Genomic DNA, 16,568 nt, shown 5'->3' with positions numbered 1-16,568 from the left:
CCGCTCAAGACACAAACCTTGTGGGAGCAAAGCTTGCTCGCGATAGCGTCGGATCAGTCAGTATTGAGTTGTCTGGCCCACCGCCATCGCGAGCAAGCTGTGCTCCCACAGGGGGGGGATGTGTTGGCTGGGCTAGCCCGCTCCGCGCAGATGCTCCATGGCCCATACGGCCGCTTCGACCCGTGAACGCAGGCCGAGCTTGTGCAGCAGGTTTTTCACATGGACCTTGACCGTGCCTTCGGTGATGCCCAGTTTGTGGCCGATGACTTTGTTGCTGTAGCCGCCAGCAATGGTCTTGAGCACCTGGCGTTCGCGCTCGGTCAGTTCCACATCGGTCTGGCGCGGCGGGGAGCGCAGGGCCTGGGCCATGACGCGGGTCAGGCCGGGGCTGATCACCAGCGCGCCGTTGAGGGCGTCGCGGATGTACTGGATCAGCAGTTCAGGCTCCATGTCCTTGAGCAGGTAGCCGTTGGCGTCCAGGCGCAGGGCATCGCGGATGTCGTCTTCGGCGTCGGACACGGTGAACAGCAACACCTTGCCGGTGTAGTGCATGGCGCGTAGCCGACGCAGGGTTTCGATGCCGTTCATCTGCGGCATGTTGTTGTCCAGCAGCACCAGATCGGGCTTGAGCGGTTCGATCAGCGTCAGGGCTTCTTCGCCGTGGCTGGCTTCGCCGACGATCTGCAAATCGTCTTCAAGCTCAAGCATCTGGCGGATCCCGCGACGCATCATCGGGTGATCGTCGACCAATAGCAGGGTGTGACGCAGAGGGGCGTTCATGTTGCGAGGCCTTCGGTGTGTTGGCCCAGGAATTCCGGTTGGAAATGCACCTGGATACGGGTGCCCTGGGGGGCTCGGGAGAGAATCTGCAATTGGCCGCGCAGGCTGCGGGCCCGTTCGTTCATGATGTTCAGCCCATGGTGTTCGCGCTGGTCGACCTCGCCGCTAAAGCCCCGGCCATCGTCTTCGATCGACAGCCGCACCGTCTCGCCTTCCTGGCGCAGTTCGAGCCAGGCGTTCTCGGCATGGGCATGGCGCAGGCAGTTGGACAGGGCCTCACGGGTGATCTGCAGGATGTGGATTTGCTCACTGGCTGACAGCTCGAAAGCCAGGGTGTCAACGAACAGGTGCACCTTGAAGTCGCCTCGGTTGGAGAACTCTTCAGCGGTGTCCTTGAGCTCCTCGACCAGGCCGTCGTCGTGGATCTGCAGGCGGAAGGTCGTCAGCAATTCGCGCAACTGGCGGTAGGCGTTGTTGAGGCCTTCGCGCAGTTCGCCGGTGACGGTCTCCAGGGTCTGCACCGGCTCGCCCCGACGCATCAGGGTCTGCATGCGGCTGACTTGCAGCTTCATGTACGACAAAGCCTGGGCCAGGGAATCATGCAGCTCGCGGGCAATGATCGTGCGTTCATCGAGCAGCAGCAGGCGATGGTCCTGTTCACGCTGGCGCTTGAGCGACAGTGATGTGCCAATCAGGTTCGCCAAGGCTTGGATCAGTGCGGTTTCCCAGGGTTGCGCCGTGTGGCCGTCGACAAAATGCGCCTTGAGTTCACCCAGTTCATTGCCCTGGTTACTGATGCTGAACGTCTGCGGACGAGCGGTGTGATGTTTCTGGCAGGTGGCGCAATCGCTGCTGGCGCACACCTCGCGGCTGTTGGCGCCATGCAGGGCCAGCAGTTGCCGGGCCGGTGCCTGCAATTGCCCTTGCAGGCACAGCGACAGACGCAGGCCAGGGAGTCGCTGTTGGAAGCGCCGGATCAATTCATCGAGCCCTTCGGCGTTGGCCTGGCGGGTGGCGAGGTTGCGGCTGCTCTGATACAGCAACTCCAGGGCGGCATTGGCCTGTTGCAGGTTCAGGGTCTTTTGCTGGACCTGGTTTTCCAAGGTGCGGTGGGATTGCTCGATGGTCTCGGCCATGGTGTTGAAGCTCGTCGCCAACTGGCCCAACTCATCCTCGGATTGATGATTGACCCGTACCTGGAACTCGCCACGGCGAAAGCGCTGGGTGGCTTCCACCAGTTCCTGCAAGGGTGTGACCACGCCGTACTGCAACTCATACAGGCCGATCAGCAGGATGATCATGGTGCTGAACAGCGCCATGCCCTGGATCGTCTGTTGCCAGCCCTGTTTGTGTTCGCTCTGGCGTTGCAGCAGGGTGACGAACTGGTCCAGTTGCTCAACGAAAGAGCTGGCGCTGGCCTGGAAAAACGCCGCATCGCCGCGCTCGATGGCCGGTCGCAAGGTCTGGTTCCAGCGTTGCACAAGGTTCTGGTAGCTCTGGTGCAGGGAGGTTGTCGGCCCATCTTCCAACACGGCGCGCAGGGCGGGGCTGTCGAGGCGCTGTTGCAGGCTGTCGATGATCACCGGGACCTCATCGGTGGCCCCGGCCGCCAGTTTCCAGCTCAGGTGGTAGGTCTCCATGCGTACGGAGCCGGCGGTGTTGATGGCCGCGGCGTCGCCCTGGCTGAACCAGGCGATCAACCCGGCGCTCAACGAACTGGCCAGGGCGAGGATGGCGATGAGGATCACCGCCACGCCGGCGCGAGCGGGCAGGGAGCTGCGCAGCCAGCCCATCATTGAGGCTGACTCTGCAAGAAAATCTGAAACCCGAACATGGGCGACGCCTGGACCTGGGGTGTAGTCGCCGATCCCTGGCGTACTACCTCTAAAGAGTTGCCCGCCGCTCCGTTTCGATAAAAGCTTCGGCGGACGTGATCAAGATGTTGATAAACAAAGGGTTTTATCGATATCAGGGTCTACCTCCTTAGAGGTAGACGGGCCAAGCATAGGCCAGTACCGCCTTGGGGCACGTTGACCCAGGTCAAGTTTTTGCGGGGTTCGCATCACTAGGCTGCGCTCATCGAACTGACGGAGTGCATCGTGATGCGAGCGCAAATGCAACAAGGGCTGGTACTAGGGATGAGTACCCTGGCCTTCACCGTGTGCTTCATGGTCTGGATGATGTTTGCCGTGCTCGGCGTCCCGATCAAGGAAATGCTGGCCCTCAACGAAACCCAATTCGGCCTGTTGGCCGCCACCCCGGTGCTGACCGGTTCGCTGGTGCGTTTGCCCCTGGGCCTTCTGACCGACCGCTTTGGCGGACGGATCGTGTTCTTCCTGCTGATGCTCTCCTGCGTGTTGCCGCTGTACCTGATCACCCTGGCGACCGCTTTCTGGCAGTTCCTGGTGCTGGGCCTGTTCGTCGGCCTGGCCGGTGGTTCGTTCTCGGTGGGCATCGCCTACGTCGCCAAATGGTTCGACAAGCAGAACCAGGGTTTCGCCATGGGCGTCTTCGGTGCGGGCAACGCGGGGGCTGCGGTGACCAAGTTCCTCGCTCCGGCGTTGATCGCCTTCGGCTCCTGGCACCTGGTGCCGAAAGTGTTCAGCGCCATCCTGTTCATCACTGCGCTGCTGTTCTGGTTTCTCACCAGCGAGAAAAAGGAACACAGCGGCACTGGCGGCGCCACGTTGCGCGAGCAATTGAAAACCTTGAAAGAACCGGCGGTGTGGCGCTACTGCCAGTACTACTCGATCGTGTTCGGCGGCTACGTGGCCCTGGCCCTGTGGATGACCAAGTACTACGTGCAGGAATACGGTTTCAGCCTGCAAAGCGCAGCGCTGCTGGCGGCGTGTTTCTCCCTGCCCGGCGGCGTGCTGCGGGCCGTCGGCGGCTGGATGTCCGACCGCTGGGGTGCCCAGAGCGTGACCTGGTGGGTGTTGTGGGTCAGCTGGATCTGCCTGTTCCTGCTGTCCTACCCCCAGACCCAACTGCAAGTGCAGACCGTCAACGGCCTCGTCGACTTCCACATCGGCCTCAGCGCCACGCTGTTCACCGTGCTGCTGTTCGTGATGGGCATCGCCTTCGCGTTCGGCAAGGCCTCGGTCTTCAAATACATCGCCAACGACTACCCGAAAAACATGGGCGCGGTGTCCGGCATCGTCGGCCTGGCCGGCGGCTTGGGTGGGTTCGTGCTGCCGATCATGTTTGGCGCCCTGGTGGACCTCACCGGCGTGCGCTCGTCCTGCTTCATGTTGATGTACGGCGTGGTCTGGGTCTCCCTGATCTGGATGTACCTGAGCGAAGTGCGCAAGCGCCCGCTGCTGGGTAAACAAGCGCCGGCCAGTCAGTCCCCGTTTTCCAGCATTGCCCAAGGAGAAGAACATGTCCGTTCTGCAAACGCCTGAAAAAGGCCCGGTCATTCATGACTGGCGCCCGGAAGACCCTGCATTCTGGGGCCGCAGCGGCAAACAGACCGCACGCCGTAATCTGTGGATTTCCATCCCGGCGCTGTTGTTGGCCTTCGCGGTGTGGATGGTCTGGAGCACGGTGATCGTGCGCCTGAACGCCATCGGCTTCAGCTTCACCACTGACCAGCTGTTCTGGCTGGCGGCCCTGCCGGGGCTGTCCGGCGCGACCTTGCGCATCTTCTATTCGTTCATGGTGCCGATCTTTGGCGGTCGCCGCTGGACCGCCCTGAGCACCGCGTCGCTGCTGGTGCCTGCGCTGTGGATGGGCTTCGCCGTGCAGGATCCGGCCACGCCTTACAGCGTGTTCGTACTGATCGCGCTGCTCTGCGGTTTTGGGGGCGGCAACTTCGCCTCGAGCATGTCCAACATCAGCTTCTTCTACCCCAAGTCCCAGCAGGGCACCGCCCTGGGCCTGAACGCCGGGCTGGGTAACCTGGGTGTGTCGGTGATGCAGTTCAGCGTGCCGCTGGTGATCTCCTTCGGTGTGTTCGGCTTCATGGGCGGCCAGCCACAGGTGTTGGCCGACGGCAGCTCGTTGTGGCTGCAAAACGCCGGTTTCATCTGGGTGCCGTTCATCCTCGCCGTGACCCTGATTGCCTGGTTCGGCATGAACGACCTGTCCAGCGCCCGCGCTTCGTTCAGCGAGCAGGCAGTGATTTTCAAGCGCAAGCACAACTGGCTGATGTGCTGGTTGTACCTGGCAACCTTCGGCTCGTTCATCGGTTTCTCTGCCGCCTTTCCACTGCTGATCAAGACCTCGTTCCCGGAAGTCATCGCGCTGAAATTCGCCTTCCTCGGCCCGCTGGTCGGTGCCTTGGTGCGGCCACTGGGCGGCTGGCTGGCGGACAAGCTCGGTGGGGCGAAGGTCACCCTGTGGAACTTCGTCCTGATGATCGCGATGGTCTTCGGCGTCCTGCACTTTTTGCCGCAGAACGGCCAGGGCGGCAGCTTCTACGGCTTCCTGGGCATGTTCATGTTGCTGTTCATCACCACCGGCGTGGGCAACGGTTCCACCTTCCGGATGATCCCGGTGATCTTCCGCACCCTGCATGAAAAAGCCGCCCTGGGCAAAAAGCCCGAGGTACGCGAGCAAGCGCTCAAGAACGCCGGCAAGGAATCGGCCGCGGTGCTGGGTTTCAGCTCGGCCATGGGCGCCTTCGGGGCGTTCTTCATTCCCAAATCATTTGGCACTTCGATGGCCCTGACCGGCGGCCCGGAGATGGCCTTCTACATGTTCGTCGGCTTTTACCTGAGCTGCATCGTGGTGACTTGGTGGTGGTACGCCCGCAAGGGCGCCGCGACACCTTGCTAAGCCGAACCTAAACCTGCGTGGGCGGGGCGCAGACCCCGCGGAGCAAGCCTGAGAGGAACACACTGTGAGTCATTTATTGGATCAACTGCGGTTTTTCAACCGCAAGCAAGGCGAGTTTTCCGACGGTCATGGCGAGACCCGCAAGGAGTCCCGCGACTGGGAGAACGTCTACCGCTCCCGCTGGCAGTACGACAAGATCGTGCGTTCCACCCATGGGGTGAACTGCACCGGTTCGTGCTCGTGGAAAATCTACGTCAAGAACGGCCTGATCACCTGGGAAACCCAGCAGACTGACTACCCGCGTACCCGCAACGACCTGCCCAATCACGAGCCGCGCGGCTGCCCTCGTGGCGCCAGCTACAGCTGGTACATCTACAGTGCCAATCGGCTCAAGTACCCGAAGATCCGCAAGCCATTGCTCAAACTGTGGCGCGAAGCCCGGCAGACCCTGCCGCCAGTGGAGGCCTGGGCCAGCATTGTCGAGGACAAGGCCAAGGCTGACGCCTATAAAAGCAAGCGTGGCATGGGCGGTTTCATCCGTTCCAATTGGGAGGAAGTCAACGAGATCATTGCCGCGGCCAACGTCTACACCGTCAAGGAACACGGCCCGGACCGCGTGGTCGGCTTCTCGCCGATCCCGGCGATGTCGATGGTCAGCTATGCCGCCGGTTCGCGTTACCTTTCGCTGATCGGTGGCGTGTGCCTGAGTTTCTATGACTGGTACTGCGACTTGCCACCGGCCTCGCCGATGGTCTGGGGTGAGCAGACCGACGTGCCGGAATCGGCCGACTGGTACAACTCCAACTACATCATCGCCTGGGGCTCCAACGTTCCGCAGACCCGTACCCCCGACGCGCACTTCTTCACCGAGGTGCGCTACAAGGGCACCAAGACCGTGGCGATCACCCCGGATTACTCGGAAGTCGCCAAGCTCACCGACCTGTGGCTCAACCCCAAGCAGGGCACCGACGCCGCGCTGGCCCAGGCCTTCAACCATGTGATCTTCAAAGAATTCCACCTGGACAAGCCTAGCGCCTATTTCACCGAATACGCCAAGCGCTACACCGACTTGCCGGTGCTGGTGATGCTCAAGCCGATGCTCGGCGCAGCGCCGGGTGCCGGTTATCAGCCGGACCGTTTCCTGCGCGCCAGCGACCTGACCGACAACCTCGGCCAGGACAACAACCCGGAATGGAAAACCATTGCCCTGGATGCCGACGGCGAACTGGTTTCGCCCCAAGGCTCCATCGGCTATCGCTGGGGCGAGAAGGGCAAGTGGAACATCCTGCCCCGTGAAGGCGGCGCAGGGCGTGAGATCGACCTCAAGCTGAGCCTGATCGGTGGCGACGTCGCCGAGGTGGCGTTCCCGTATTTTGCCGGTGAAGCCCAGGAGTACTTCCAGCACGTGGCCGGTGACGCGGTGCAGTTCCGTCGGGTGCCGGTACACAGCGTGGTGCTTGCCGATGGCAGCGTGGCGAAAGTCGCCACTGTATTCGACCTGTCGGCGGCCAACCTGGCCATTGACCGTGGCCTGGGTGGCGCCAACGTTGCCAAGGACTACGACGATGCCTCGGTGCCTGGCACCCCGGCCTGGCAAGAGCAGATCACTGGCGTGAGCCGCGAGAAAGCGATCCAGATCGCTCGCGAGTTCGCCGACAACGCCGACAAGACCCGTGGACGCTCGATGATCATCGTCGGTGCGGCGATGAACCACTGGTACCACATGGACATGAACTACCGTGGGCTGATCAACATGCTCATGCTCTGCGGTTGCGTCGGCCAGACCGGCGGTGGCTGGGCCCACTACGTCGGCCAGGAAAAACTCCGTCCGCAATGCGGCTGGCTGCCCCTGGCCTTCGGCCTGGACTGGAACCGTCCGCCACGGCAGATGAATGGCACGAGCTTCTTCTACGGCCACAGTTCGCAATGGCGCCACGAGAAGATGAGCATGCACGATGTGCTCTCGCCCCTGGCCGACAAATCGCAATTCCCCGAGCACGCCCTGGACTACAACATCCGCGCCGAACGGGCCGGCTGGTTGCCGAGCGCGCCGCAGCTCAACACCAACCCGCTGCACATCTGCCGCGATGCCGCCGCCGCTGGCCTGGACCCCAAGGACTACGTGGTCAAGTCACTGCAGGACGGTTCCCTGCGCTTTGCCTGCGAGCAGCCCGACAGCCCGGTGAATTTCCCGCGCAACATGTTCATCTGGCGTTCCAACCTGCTGGGCTCCTCGGGCAAGGGCCACGAGTACATGCTCAAGTACCTGCTGGGCACCAAGAACGGCGTGATGAACGAAGACATCGGCCATAGCACCGAGTGCAAGCCCACCGAGGCCGAATGGGTCGACGAGGGCGCCATTGGCAAGCTCGACCTGGTGACTACCCTGGACTTCCGCATGTCCTCGACTTGCGTGTATTCCGACATCGTCTTGCCGACCGCCACCTGGTACGAAAAAGACGACATGAACACCTCGGACATGCACCCGTTCATTCACCCGCTGTCGGCCGCTATCGATCCGGCCTGGGAGTCGCGTTCGGACTGGGAAATCTACAAAGGCATCGCCAAGGCGTTTTCCGCCATGGCGGTCGGCCACCTGGGCGTCGAGAAAGACCTGGTCACCGTGCCGTTGATGCATGACAGCGTCGGCGAGCTGGCCCAACCCTTTGGCGGCACCGACTGGAAAAGTGCCGGTGTGGCGCCCATCCCGGGCAAGAACGCACCGAACCTGCAGGTGGTGGAGCGCGACTACCCGAACATCTACAAGCAGTTCACCTCCCTGGGCCCGATGCTCGAGAAGCTCGGCAACGGTGGCAAGGGCATCAACTGGAACACCGACACTGAAGTTAAATTCCTCGGCGAACTGAACCACAAGGAAGTCGAGGCGGGTATCAGTCAAGGGCGGCCGAAGATCGACAGCGCCATCGACGCTGCCGAAGTGATCCTGTCCCTGGCCCCGGAAACCAACGGCCATGTCGCGGTGAAAGCCTGGGCTGCACTGTCGGAGTTCACCGGCATCGACCACAGCCACCTGGCCATTGCCAAGGAGCACGAGGCGATTCGTTTCCGCGACATCCAGGCCCAGCCGCGCAAGATCATTTCCAGCCCGACCTGGTCTGGCCTGGAAGACGATCACGTGAGCTACAACGCCGGCTACACCAACGTCCACGAGTCGATCCCATGGCGCACCATCACCGGCCGCCAGCAGTTCTACCAGGATCACCCGTGGATGCAGGCGTTCGGCGAGCAGTTGATGAGCTACCGGCCACCGGTCAACACCCGCACCATCGAAGGCGTGAAGGGCAAGCGCAGCAATGGCCAGACCGAGATCGTCCTGAACTGGATCACCCCGCACCAGAAGTGGGGCATCCACAGCACTTACAGCGACAACCTGCTGATGCTCACCTTGAGCCGTGGCGGACCGATTGTCTGGCTCTCGGAAATCGACGCCAAGCGCGCCGGTATCGAGGACAACGACTGGATCGAATGCTTCAACGTCAACGGCGCGCTGACCGCCCGGGCGGTGGTCAGCCAGCGGGTCAAGGAAGGCATGGTGATGATGTATCACGCCCAGGAACGGATCGTGAACGTGCCCGGCTCGGAAACCACCAAGACCCGTGGCGGCCACCACAACTCGGTGACCCGCGTGGTGCTCAAGCCCACCCACATGATCGGTGGCTATGCGCAACAGGCCTATGGCTTCAACTATTACGGCACGGTCGGTTGCAACCGCGACGAGTTTGTCGTGGTGCGCAAGATGTCCAAAGTCGATTGGCTCGATGGTTCCAGTGGCGATGATCTGCCGCGTCCACTGCCGACTGATATCGAGGAGAACTGAGATGAAAATTCGCTCACAAATCGGCATGGTCCTGAACCTGGACAAATGCATCGGCTGCCACACTTGCTCGATTACCTGCAAAAACGTCTGGACCAGCCGTGAAGGCATGGAATACGCCTGGTTCAACAACGTCGAATCCAAGCCGGGCATCGGCTATCCCAAGGAATGGGAAAACCAGGACAAGTGGAAGGGTGGCTGGATCCGCAACGCCGACGGTTCGATCAACCCGCGCATTGGCGGCAAGTTCCGCGTGCTGGCGAACATCTTCGCCAACCCGGACCTGCCGAGCCTGGACGATTACTACGAACCGTTCGACTTCGACTACCAGCACCTGCACACCGCGCCGCTGGGCGAGCATCAGCCCACCGCGCGGCCGCGTTCACTGGTGTCCGGCAAGCGCATGCAGAAAATCGAATGGGGCCCGAACTGGGAGGAAATCCTCGGCACCGAATTCGCCAAACGGCGCAAGGACAAGAACTTCGACAAGATCCAGGCGGACATCTACGGCGAGTACGAAAACACCTTCATGATGTACCTGCCGCGTCTGTGCGAGCACTGCCTGAACCCGGCGTGCGCGGCGTCCTGCCCGAGCGGCGCGATCTACAAGCGCGAAGAGGACGGCATTGTCCTGATTGACCAGGAGAAGTGCCGCGGCTGGCGCATGTGCATCAGCGGCTGCCCGTACAAGAAGATCTATTTCAACTGGAAGAGCGGCAAGTCGGAAAAATGCATTTTCTGCTACCCGCGCATCGAAGCCGGGATGCCGACGGTCTGTGCTGAAACCTGCGTCGGACGGATTCGTTACCTCGGTGTGCTGCTGTATGACGCCGACCGCATCAGCGAAGTGGCCAGCACCGCCAATGAGCAGGACCTGTACGAAAAACAACTGGAGATTTTCCTCGACCCGAATGACCCGGCGGTGATTCGCCAGGCCCTGGCCGATGGCGTGCCGCAGTCGGTGATCGACTCGGCGCAACGCTCGCCGGTCTACAAAATGGCCGTGGACTGGAAGCTCGCGCTGCCGCTGCACCCGGAGTACCGCACCTTGCCGATGGTCTGGTACGTGCCGCCACTCTCGCCGATCCAAAACGCGGCCGCCGCTGGCACCGTGGGCATGAACGGGGTGATCCCGGATGTCGACAGCCTGCGCATCCCGCTGCGTTACCTGGCGAACATGCTCACCGCTGGCGATGAAAAACCGGTCAAGCGCGCCCTCAAGCGCCTGCTGGCGATGCGTGCCTACAAGCGTTCCGAACAAGTGGACGGCGTGCAGGATCTGCAAGTGCTGGCCGACGTCGGCTTGAGCGTGAACCAGGTGGAAGAGATGTACCGCTACCTGGCCATTGCCAACTACGAAGATCGGTTTGTCGTGCCAAGCGCCCACCGCGAAGACGCCATGAGCGATGCGTTCGCCGAACGCTCCGGTTGTGGCTTCAGCTTTGGTAGCGGTTGCAGCGGCAGTTCCGACACCAACATGTTCGGCGGCAAGAAAGCCAACCGCCGCGACGTGATCAAAACCGTGCAGTTGTGGGAGGAGTGAGCATGCGCATTCTCAAAGTGATTTCGTTGCTGCTCGATTATCCGACCGAGACCCTGGTGGCCGCTCGGGATGAGCTGGAACAAGCGATTCTCCAGGCGCGGGAAATCAGTCCGAACCAGCGCGCCGGGTTGTTCGAGTTGCTCGAGGTGATCTGCGGCAAGGACCTGATGGACGGCCAGGAGCATTACGGCGCGCTGTTCGGCCGGGGCCGTTCGCTGTCGCTGCTGTTGTTCGAACACGTCCACGGCGAGTCCCGCGACCGCGGCCAGGCCATGGTGGACATGATGGCCCAGTACGAAGAGGCCGGCTTTGCCATCGGCGTCAAGGAGCTGCCCGATTACATCCCGCTGTACCTGGAGTTCCTGTCCACTCGCGAAGACATCGAGGCCCGAGAGGGCCTGGCCGATGTGGCGCACCTGCTGGCCTTGCTTGCGGCGCGCCTGGATGAGCGTGAAAGCGCCTACGCCAGTTGCTTCCGGGCCTTGTTGCAAATCGCTGGGGCCGAGCCTCAGGTGGCGGTGGCCGAGTTGCGTGAGCAAGTGAAGGCCGAGCCACGGGACGACTCACTCGAAGCCCTGGACAGGATCTGGGAAGAGGAGGCGGTGGATTTCATGAAAGCCGAACAGCAGGACCGTTGCAGTTCACTGCCGAGCGCGCCGGGCAAGGCGCGGGACGAAAGCGCGGTGCCGTTGCACTGGGTGGATTTTCAGCATGAAGGGCGGGCCGCTGCGCCTGCCGGGGAGGTGGGTAATGTCTAAATGGGATCTGTTGTTGTTCGGGGTCTACCCCTATATCGCCTTGGCGATTTGCCTGCTCGGCAGCTGGGCGCGGTTCGACCTGTCCCAGTACACCTGGAAGGCCGGTTCCAGCCAGATGCTGAGCAATCGTGGCATGCGCGTGGCGAGCAACCTGTTCCACGTCGGCGTGCTGTTCGTGCTGGCCGGGCACTTCGTCGGGCTGCTGACGCCATCGGCGATTTACCACCATGTGCTGAGCACCGAGAACAAGCAGTTGTTGGCGATGGTCTCCGGCGGCTTCTTCGGTGTCCTGGGCCTGATCGGCCTGGTGATGCTGATCAATCGGCGCCTGACCGACCCACGGGTCCGCGCCACGTCCAGTACCTCGGACATTCTGGTGCTGGTGGTGCTGCTGGTGCAACTGGTGTTGGGGTTGCTGACCATCGTCGCGTCCACCGCCCACATGGACGGTTCGGTAATGGTGATGCTGGCCGACTGGGCCCAGAACACCGTGCTGTTGCGTCCGGTGGAAGCGGCTACGGCCATCGCACCGGTGGGCTTGGTCTACAAGCTCCATGTGCTGCTGGGCCTGACGCTGTTCGTGTTGTTCCCGTTCACTCGTCTGGTCCACATCGTCAGTGCGCCGGTCTGGTACCTGGGACGTCGTTATCAAATCGTTCGGCAGAAGTTTTGAGGAGAAGATCATGACGAGTGGATGCGGATGTGGCGGTAGTGGTGGCGGCAGCGGCGGCTGCGGTTCTTCGGCAAAAGCGGCACCGGTGAGCGCGCCGGTTGCCGATGTCGAACCGACAGGAGCGGTGCAGTTCGAACCGGCCCAGGCCGAGCCGGCGGCGGGTGATGAAGCCCCGGCGCAATTGATCGCCAGCAGTGAGCAGGAGTGGCCGATCATCAGCGTCAACGGGGTGTCGATCACCCCGCAGGCGATGGCTCAGGAGCTGCAATATCACCCGGCCGAGAGCCGCGAGGATGCGGTCTACCAGGCCGCCCGGGCCCTGGTGATACGCGAACTGCTTCAGCAGCGCATCGCCGAGTTGGGTCTGGCACTGCAGGTCGGCGCCGGTGAAAACGAAGAGGAAGCGGCCACGCGGCTGCTCCTTGAGCGTGAGGTGCAGGTGCCGAACTGTGACGAGGCCACTTGCCTGCGTTACTACGAGAGCAATCGGGCGCGCTTTCACAGCGCACCGTTGCTGGCGGTGCGGCACATTCTGCTCGAATGTGCGCCGGATGATACCGAGGCCCGCGATCAGGCCCATGTCCAGGCCGAGTTGCTGCTGGAACGGCTTGACCAGTTCCCGGGCAGCTTCGCCGAACTGGCGCTGATGCATTCGGCTTGCCCGTCCAAGGAGCAGGGCGGCTCGCTGGGACAGATCAGCAAGGGGCAGACCGTGCCCGAGCTGGAACGCCAGTTGTTCACCCTGCCGGCGGGCCTGGCCAGCAAACCGCTGGAAAGTCGTTACGGCTGGCACGTGATCAGCATCGACCAGCGCATCGAAGGCCAGCCGTTGCCTTACGAGGTGGTGGCGACGGCGATTCGCACCCAGTTGCAGCAGGGCGTGTGGCAAAAAGCGCTGGTGCAGTACCTGCAAACCCTGATCGGTGCGGCGGACATCCGTGGCATTCATCTTCAGGGCGCCGACTCGCCGCTGGTGCAGTGAGCACTGGTTCAATCAGGGGACATACATGAACGCGGTGTTGCAGGACGGGTTTGGGCGCCAGATCGATTATTTGCGGATGTCGGTGACCGATCGTTGTGATTTTCGCTGTGTGTATTGCATGGCGAAGAACATGACGTTCCTGCCGCGCCAGCAGGTGTTGACCCTGGAAGAGTTGCAACGTCTGGCGCGGTTGTTCGTCGGCCTGGGGGTGAAGAAAATTCGCCTGACCGGTGGCGAGCCGTTGATCCGTCCGGGCATCGTCGGGCTGTGCCGCGAGATCGCGGCATTGCCCGGCCTGCGGGAACTGGTGATGACCAGCAACGGCTCGCAGTTGGGACGACTGGCACGGCCGCTGGTCGACGCTGGCGTCAAACGCATGAACATCAGCCTCGACAGCCTGGACGGCGAGCGCTTCCGGGCGATCACCCGCAACGGCAACCTGGATCAGGTGCTGGCTGGCATTGAAGCGGCGAAGGTGGCCGGGTTCGAACGGATCAAACTCAACTGCGTGGTGATGAAAGGGCGCAACTTCGATGAAGTCCCGGCGTTGGTGCAGTACGCCATCGAGCAGCGGATCGACATCAGCTTTATCGAGGAAATGCCCTTGGGGGAGGTCGGGCGTTCCCGGGGTGAATCGTTCTGTTCCAGTGATGAAGTCAGGGCTGAGATCGCCAGCCATCATCGGCTGCTCGACAGCACTGAAAACAGCGGTGGCCCGGCGCGCTATGTACGCCTGGAGCGGCATCCGCAGACCCGGATCGGTTTCATTTCGCCCAACACCCATAACTTCTGCGCCAGTTGCAACCGCGTGCGCATGACCGTTGAAGGACGGTTGCTGCTGTGCCTTGGGCAAGAGGATTCCCTCGACCTGCGCGGCTTGCTGCGCCGCTATCCGTTGGACGACCAGCCGCTGATCCAGGCGGTGCAGCAGGCGTTGCGCGGCAAACCCTTGCGCCACGACTTCAACCCTGGCGGGGAGGTGCAGATTGTGCGGTTCATGAACATGAGTGGGGGGTGAGCTTCACTACATATGTTGAATGTACCGCCGCCATCGCGAGCAAGGTCAACCTCAATGCTGCTGACCCACCCTAGATTCTTGATATCGATCAATTGCAACCCGTGCCTTTGTCCGTACCATCCACTGCATGTTGTGTTTTAAAGATCATGAAAATCTATATGTAGTGTCTGGAGCCAAAATGCAGAGCACGTTGATCTCAGTAGGCTGTAACCGTTTGCACAAGCGCGATGGCAGTGTGGTCGCCTTTGATGCGGACAAGATCCGCCAGGCGCTGATCGCTGCCGGCAAGGCCACCGGCGAATACGCCGAAGTCGAGGCCGAAGGGTTGCTGGAGGCGGTATTGGCGCGGTTGGAAGGGCAAACGCGGTTGAACGTCGAGCAGATCCAGGACCGCGTCGAACGGGTGCTGATGGATGCGGGTTTCTTCCTCTCCATGCGTGCCTATATCGTCTACCGCGAGCAACATGGTCGCTTGCGCCGGGACCGCCGCACCCTGGTGGAAGTCGCCACCTCGATGAACGAATACCTGGACCGTGAAGACTGGCGCGTGCAAGCCAACGCCAACCAGGGCTATTCCCTTGGCGGGCTGATCCTCAACGTATCGGGCAAGGTCACCGCCAACTACTGGCTCGACGAGGTCTACAGCCAGGCCATCGGCCAGGCCCACCGCGAGGCCGATCTGCATATCCACGACCTGGACATGCTCGCCGGTTACTGTGCCGGTTGGTCCTTGCGCACGTTGTTGCATGAAGGCCTCAACGGCGTGCCAGGACGGGTCGAGGCCGGGCCACCCAAGCACCTGAGCAGCGCCTTGGGACAGATGGTGAATTTCCTCGGCACTCTGCAAAACGAATGGGCCGGGGCCCAGGCATTCAGCTCGTTCGACACTTACCTGGCGCCCTACGTGCGCAAGGACCAACTCAGCTACGACGAGGTTCGCCAGTCGTTGCAGGAGTTCATCTACAACCTCAACGTGCCGTCACGCTGGGGCACGCAAACGCCGTTTACCAACCTCACGTTCGACTGGGTCTGCCCGCAGGATCTGCGCGAACAGATCCCGGTGATCGGCGGCGAAGAGATGCCATTCGCCTATGGCGACCTGCAAGTGGAAATGGAGCTGATCAACCGTGCCTACATCGAAGTGATGCAGGCTGGCGATGCGAAAGGACGGGTGTTCACGTTCCCGATCCCGACCTACAACATTACCCATGACTTCCCGTGGGACAGCGAGAACGCCGATCGGCTGTTCGAAATGACCGCTCGCTACGGCTTGCCGTATTTCCAGAACTTCCTCAACTCGGACATGCAACCCAACCAGGTGCGCTCAATGTGCTGCCGCCTGCAACTGGACGTGCGTGAGTTGCTCAAGCGCGGTGGTGGCCTGTTCGGCTCAGCGGAACAGACCGGCTCCCTGGGGGTGGTGACGATCAACTGCGCACGCCTGGGCTATCTGTACAAAGGGAATACCAGCGCATTGCTGCAACGCATCGATGCGCTGATGGAGCTGGCGAAGGAGAGCCTGGAGGTCAAGCGCAAGGTCATCCAGCACCACATGGATGCCGGTTTGTACCCCTACACCAAGCGCTACCTGGGCACCTTGCGCAATCACTTCTCCACCATCGGCGTGAACGGCTTGCATGAAATGCTGCGCAACTTCACCGACGACCAGCAAGGCCTGCACACCGAGCAGGGTCGGGCGTTCGCGCTGAAACTGCTGGATCACGTGCGGGCCACGCTGCTGCGTTTCCAGGAAGAAACCGGCCACCTCTACAACCTGGAAGCCACGCCCGCCGAAGGCACCACCTACCGCTTCGCCAAGGAAGACCTCAAGCGCTACCCCGACATCTTGCAGGCCGGCAGCCCGGTCGCCCCGTACTACACCAACTCGTCGCAACTGCCGGTGGGCTTCACCGACGATCCGTTCGAAGCCCTGGAGCTGCAAGACGAACTGCAATGCAAGTACACCGGCGGCACCGTGCTGCATCTGTACATGGCCGAGCAGATTTCCTCCACTCAGGCCTGCAAGCAACTGGTGCGCAAGGCCCTGGGACGTTTCCGCCTGCCGTACCTGACCATCACGCCGACCTTTTCCATCTGCCCGGTGCACGGTTACCTGGCCGGCGAACACGAGTTCTGCCCCAAATGCGACGAAGCCTTGCTGCTGCAACAGCAGTTGGCAGGCAGCGTTCACTGATCCGAT

The 16,568-nt window shown here is 61.9% G+C and carries 11 protein-coding genes; 9 read left to right on the top strand and 2 right to left on the bottom strand.

Annotated elements, in window-relative coordinates; translation table 11 throughout:
- Positions 1-132 precede the first annotated feature (132 nt).
- Both narL and ACWNZ1_RS05455 read right to left on the bottom strand, forming a co-directional pair.
- Positions 133-780 carry a two-component system response regulator NarL gene (narL, locus tag ACWNZ1_RS05460; RefSeq protein WP_123413743.1) on the bottom strand — a complete coding sequence of 216 codons (648 nt, stop codon included), beginning with the start codon at positions 778-780 and terminating at the stop codon, positions 133-135.
- Positions 777-2,576 (bottom strand): HAMP domain-containing protein, encoded by a 1,800-nt coding sequence (locus ACWNZ1_RS05455; protein ID WP_256452738.1) that lies wholly within the window; start codon positions 2,574-2,576, stop codon positions 777-779. The genes narL and ACWNZ1_RS05455 overlap by 4 nt, the downstream gene beginning before the upstream one ends.
- A 306-nt stretch (positions 2,577-2,882) precedes the next feature.
- On the opposite strand from ACWNZ1_RS05455, the gene ACWNZ1_RS05450 reads away from it, so the two are divergent.
- From ACWNZ1_RS05450 to ACWNZ1_RS05410, 9 genes are all read left to right on the top strand, one after another.
- Positions 2,883-4,184, top strand: coding sequence for an MFS transporter (locus tag ACWNZ1_RS05450; protein ID WP_406550168.1), 1,302 nt, complete (start codon positions 2,883-2,885; stop codon positions 4,182-4,184).
- Positions 4,162-5,559, top strand: a complete 1,398-nt coding sequence (locus ACWNZ1_RS05445) for a NarK family nitrate/nitrite MFS transporter (RefSeq protein WP_135845152.1) — start codon at positions 4,162-4,164, stop codon at positions 5,557-5,559. Before ACWNZ1_RS05450 ends, ACWNZ1_RS05445 begins: the two co-directional genes overlap by 23 nt.
- Positions 5,560-5,623: 64 nt before the next feature.
- The gene (locus ACWNZ1_RS05440) at positions 5,624-9,397 is read left to right on the top strand and encodes a nitrate reductase subunit alpha (RefSeq protein ID WP_456027468.1); all 3,774 of its coding nucleotides are present in this window, start codon (positions 5,624-5,626) and stop codon (positions 9,395-9,397) included.
- Position 9,398: 1 nt separating this feature from the next.
- Positions 9,399-10,937, top strand: coding sequence for a nitrate reductase subunit beta (narH, locus tag ACWNZ1_RS05435; protein WP_025213361.1), 1,539 nt, complete (start codon positions 9,399-9,401; stop codon positions 10,935-10,937).
- 2 nt (positions 10,938-10,939) lie between these two features.
- Complete coding sequence (gene narJ / locus ACWNZ1_RS05430) at positions 10,940-11,695, top strand: nitrate reductase molybdenum cofactor assembly chaperone (RefSeq protein WP_135845154.1); 756 nt, start codon at positions 10,940-10,942, stop codon at positions 11,693-11,695.
- Positions 11,688-12,368: a respiratory nitrate reductase subunit gamma gene (gene narI / locus ACWNZ1_RS05425; RefSeq protein ID WP_135845155.1), complete on the top strand. Its 681-nt coding sequence runs from the start codon at positions 11,688-11,690 to the stop codon at positions 12,366-12,368. The genes narJ and narI overlap by 8 nt, the downstream gene beginning before the upstream one ends.
- A gap of 10 nt (positions 12,369-12,378) precedes the next feature.
- On the top strand, positions 12,379-13,350 hold the full coding sequence (locus ACWNZ1_RS05420) for a peptidylprolyl isomerase (protein ID WP_256452742.1): 972 nt from the start codon (positions 12,379-12,381) through the stop codon (positions 13,348-13,350).
- 25 nt (positions 13,351-13,375) lie between these two features.
- A complete protein-coding gene (moaA, locus tag ACWNZ1_RS05415) occupies positions 13,376-14,368 on the top strand; it encodes a GTP 3',8-cyclase MoaA (protein WP_135845157.1) in 993 nt (330 codons plus the stop codon).
- Positions 14,369-14,546: 178 nt separating this feature from the next.
- Positions 14,547-16,562 (top strand): ribonucleoside triphosphate reductase, encoded by a 2,016-nt coding sequence (locus ACWNZ1_RS05410; protein ID WP_135845158.1) that lies wholly within the window; start codon positions 14,547-14,549, stop codon positions 16,560-16,562.
- The last annotated feature ends 6 nt before the right edge of the window (positions 16,563-16,568 follow it).

Source organism: Pseudomonas sp. CFBP 5748, from assembly GCF_053850495.1.
Note: the sequence above shows the minus strand (reverse complement) of the source record. Positions and strands in the feature narration are given on the sequence as shown.

Excerpts from the sequence above, each read along its gene's own strand:
- narL (WP_123413743.1), bottom strand. The coding sequence starts at position 780 with ATGAACGCCCCTCTGCGTCACACCCTGCTATTGGTCGACGATCACCCG.
- ACWNZ1_RS05455 (WP_256452738.1), bottom strand. The coding sequence starts at position 2,576 with ATGATGGGCTGGCTGCGCAGCTCCCTGCCCGCTCGCGCCGGCGTGGCG.
- ACWNZ1_RS05450 (WP_406550168.1), top strand. The coding sequence starts at position 2,883 with ATGCGAGCGCAAATGCAACAAGGGCTGGTACTAGGGATGAGTACCCTG.
- ACWNZ1_RS05445 (WP_135845152.1), top strand. The coding sequence starts at position 4,162 with ATGTCCGTTCTGCAAACGCCTGAAAAAGGCCCGGTCATTCATGACTGG.
- narH (WP_025213361.1), top strand. The coding sequence starts at position 9,399 with ATGAAAATTCGCTCACAAATCGGCATGGTCCTGAACCTGGACAAATGC.
- narJ (WP_135845154.1), top strand. The coding sequence starts at position 10,940 with ATGCGCATTCTCAAAGTGATTTCGTTGCTGCTCGATTATCCGACCGAG.
- narI (WP_135845155.1), top strand. The coding sequence starts at position 11,688 with ATGTCTAAATGGGATCTGTTGTTGTTCGGGGTCTACCCCTATATCGCC.
- ACWNZ1_RS05420 (WP_256452742.1), top strand. The coding sequence starts at position 12,379 with ATGACGAGTGGATGCGGATGTGGCGGTAGTGGTGGCGGCAGCGGCGGC.
- moaA (WP_135845157.1), top strand. The coding sequence starts at position 13,376 with ATGAACGCGGTGTTGCAGGACGGGTTTGGGCGCCAGATCGATTATTTG.
- ACWNZ1_RS05410 (WP_135845158.1), top strand. The coding sequence starts at position 14,547 with ATGCAGAGCACGTTGATCTCAGTAGGCTGTAACCGTTTGCACAAGCGC.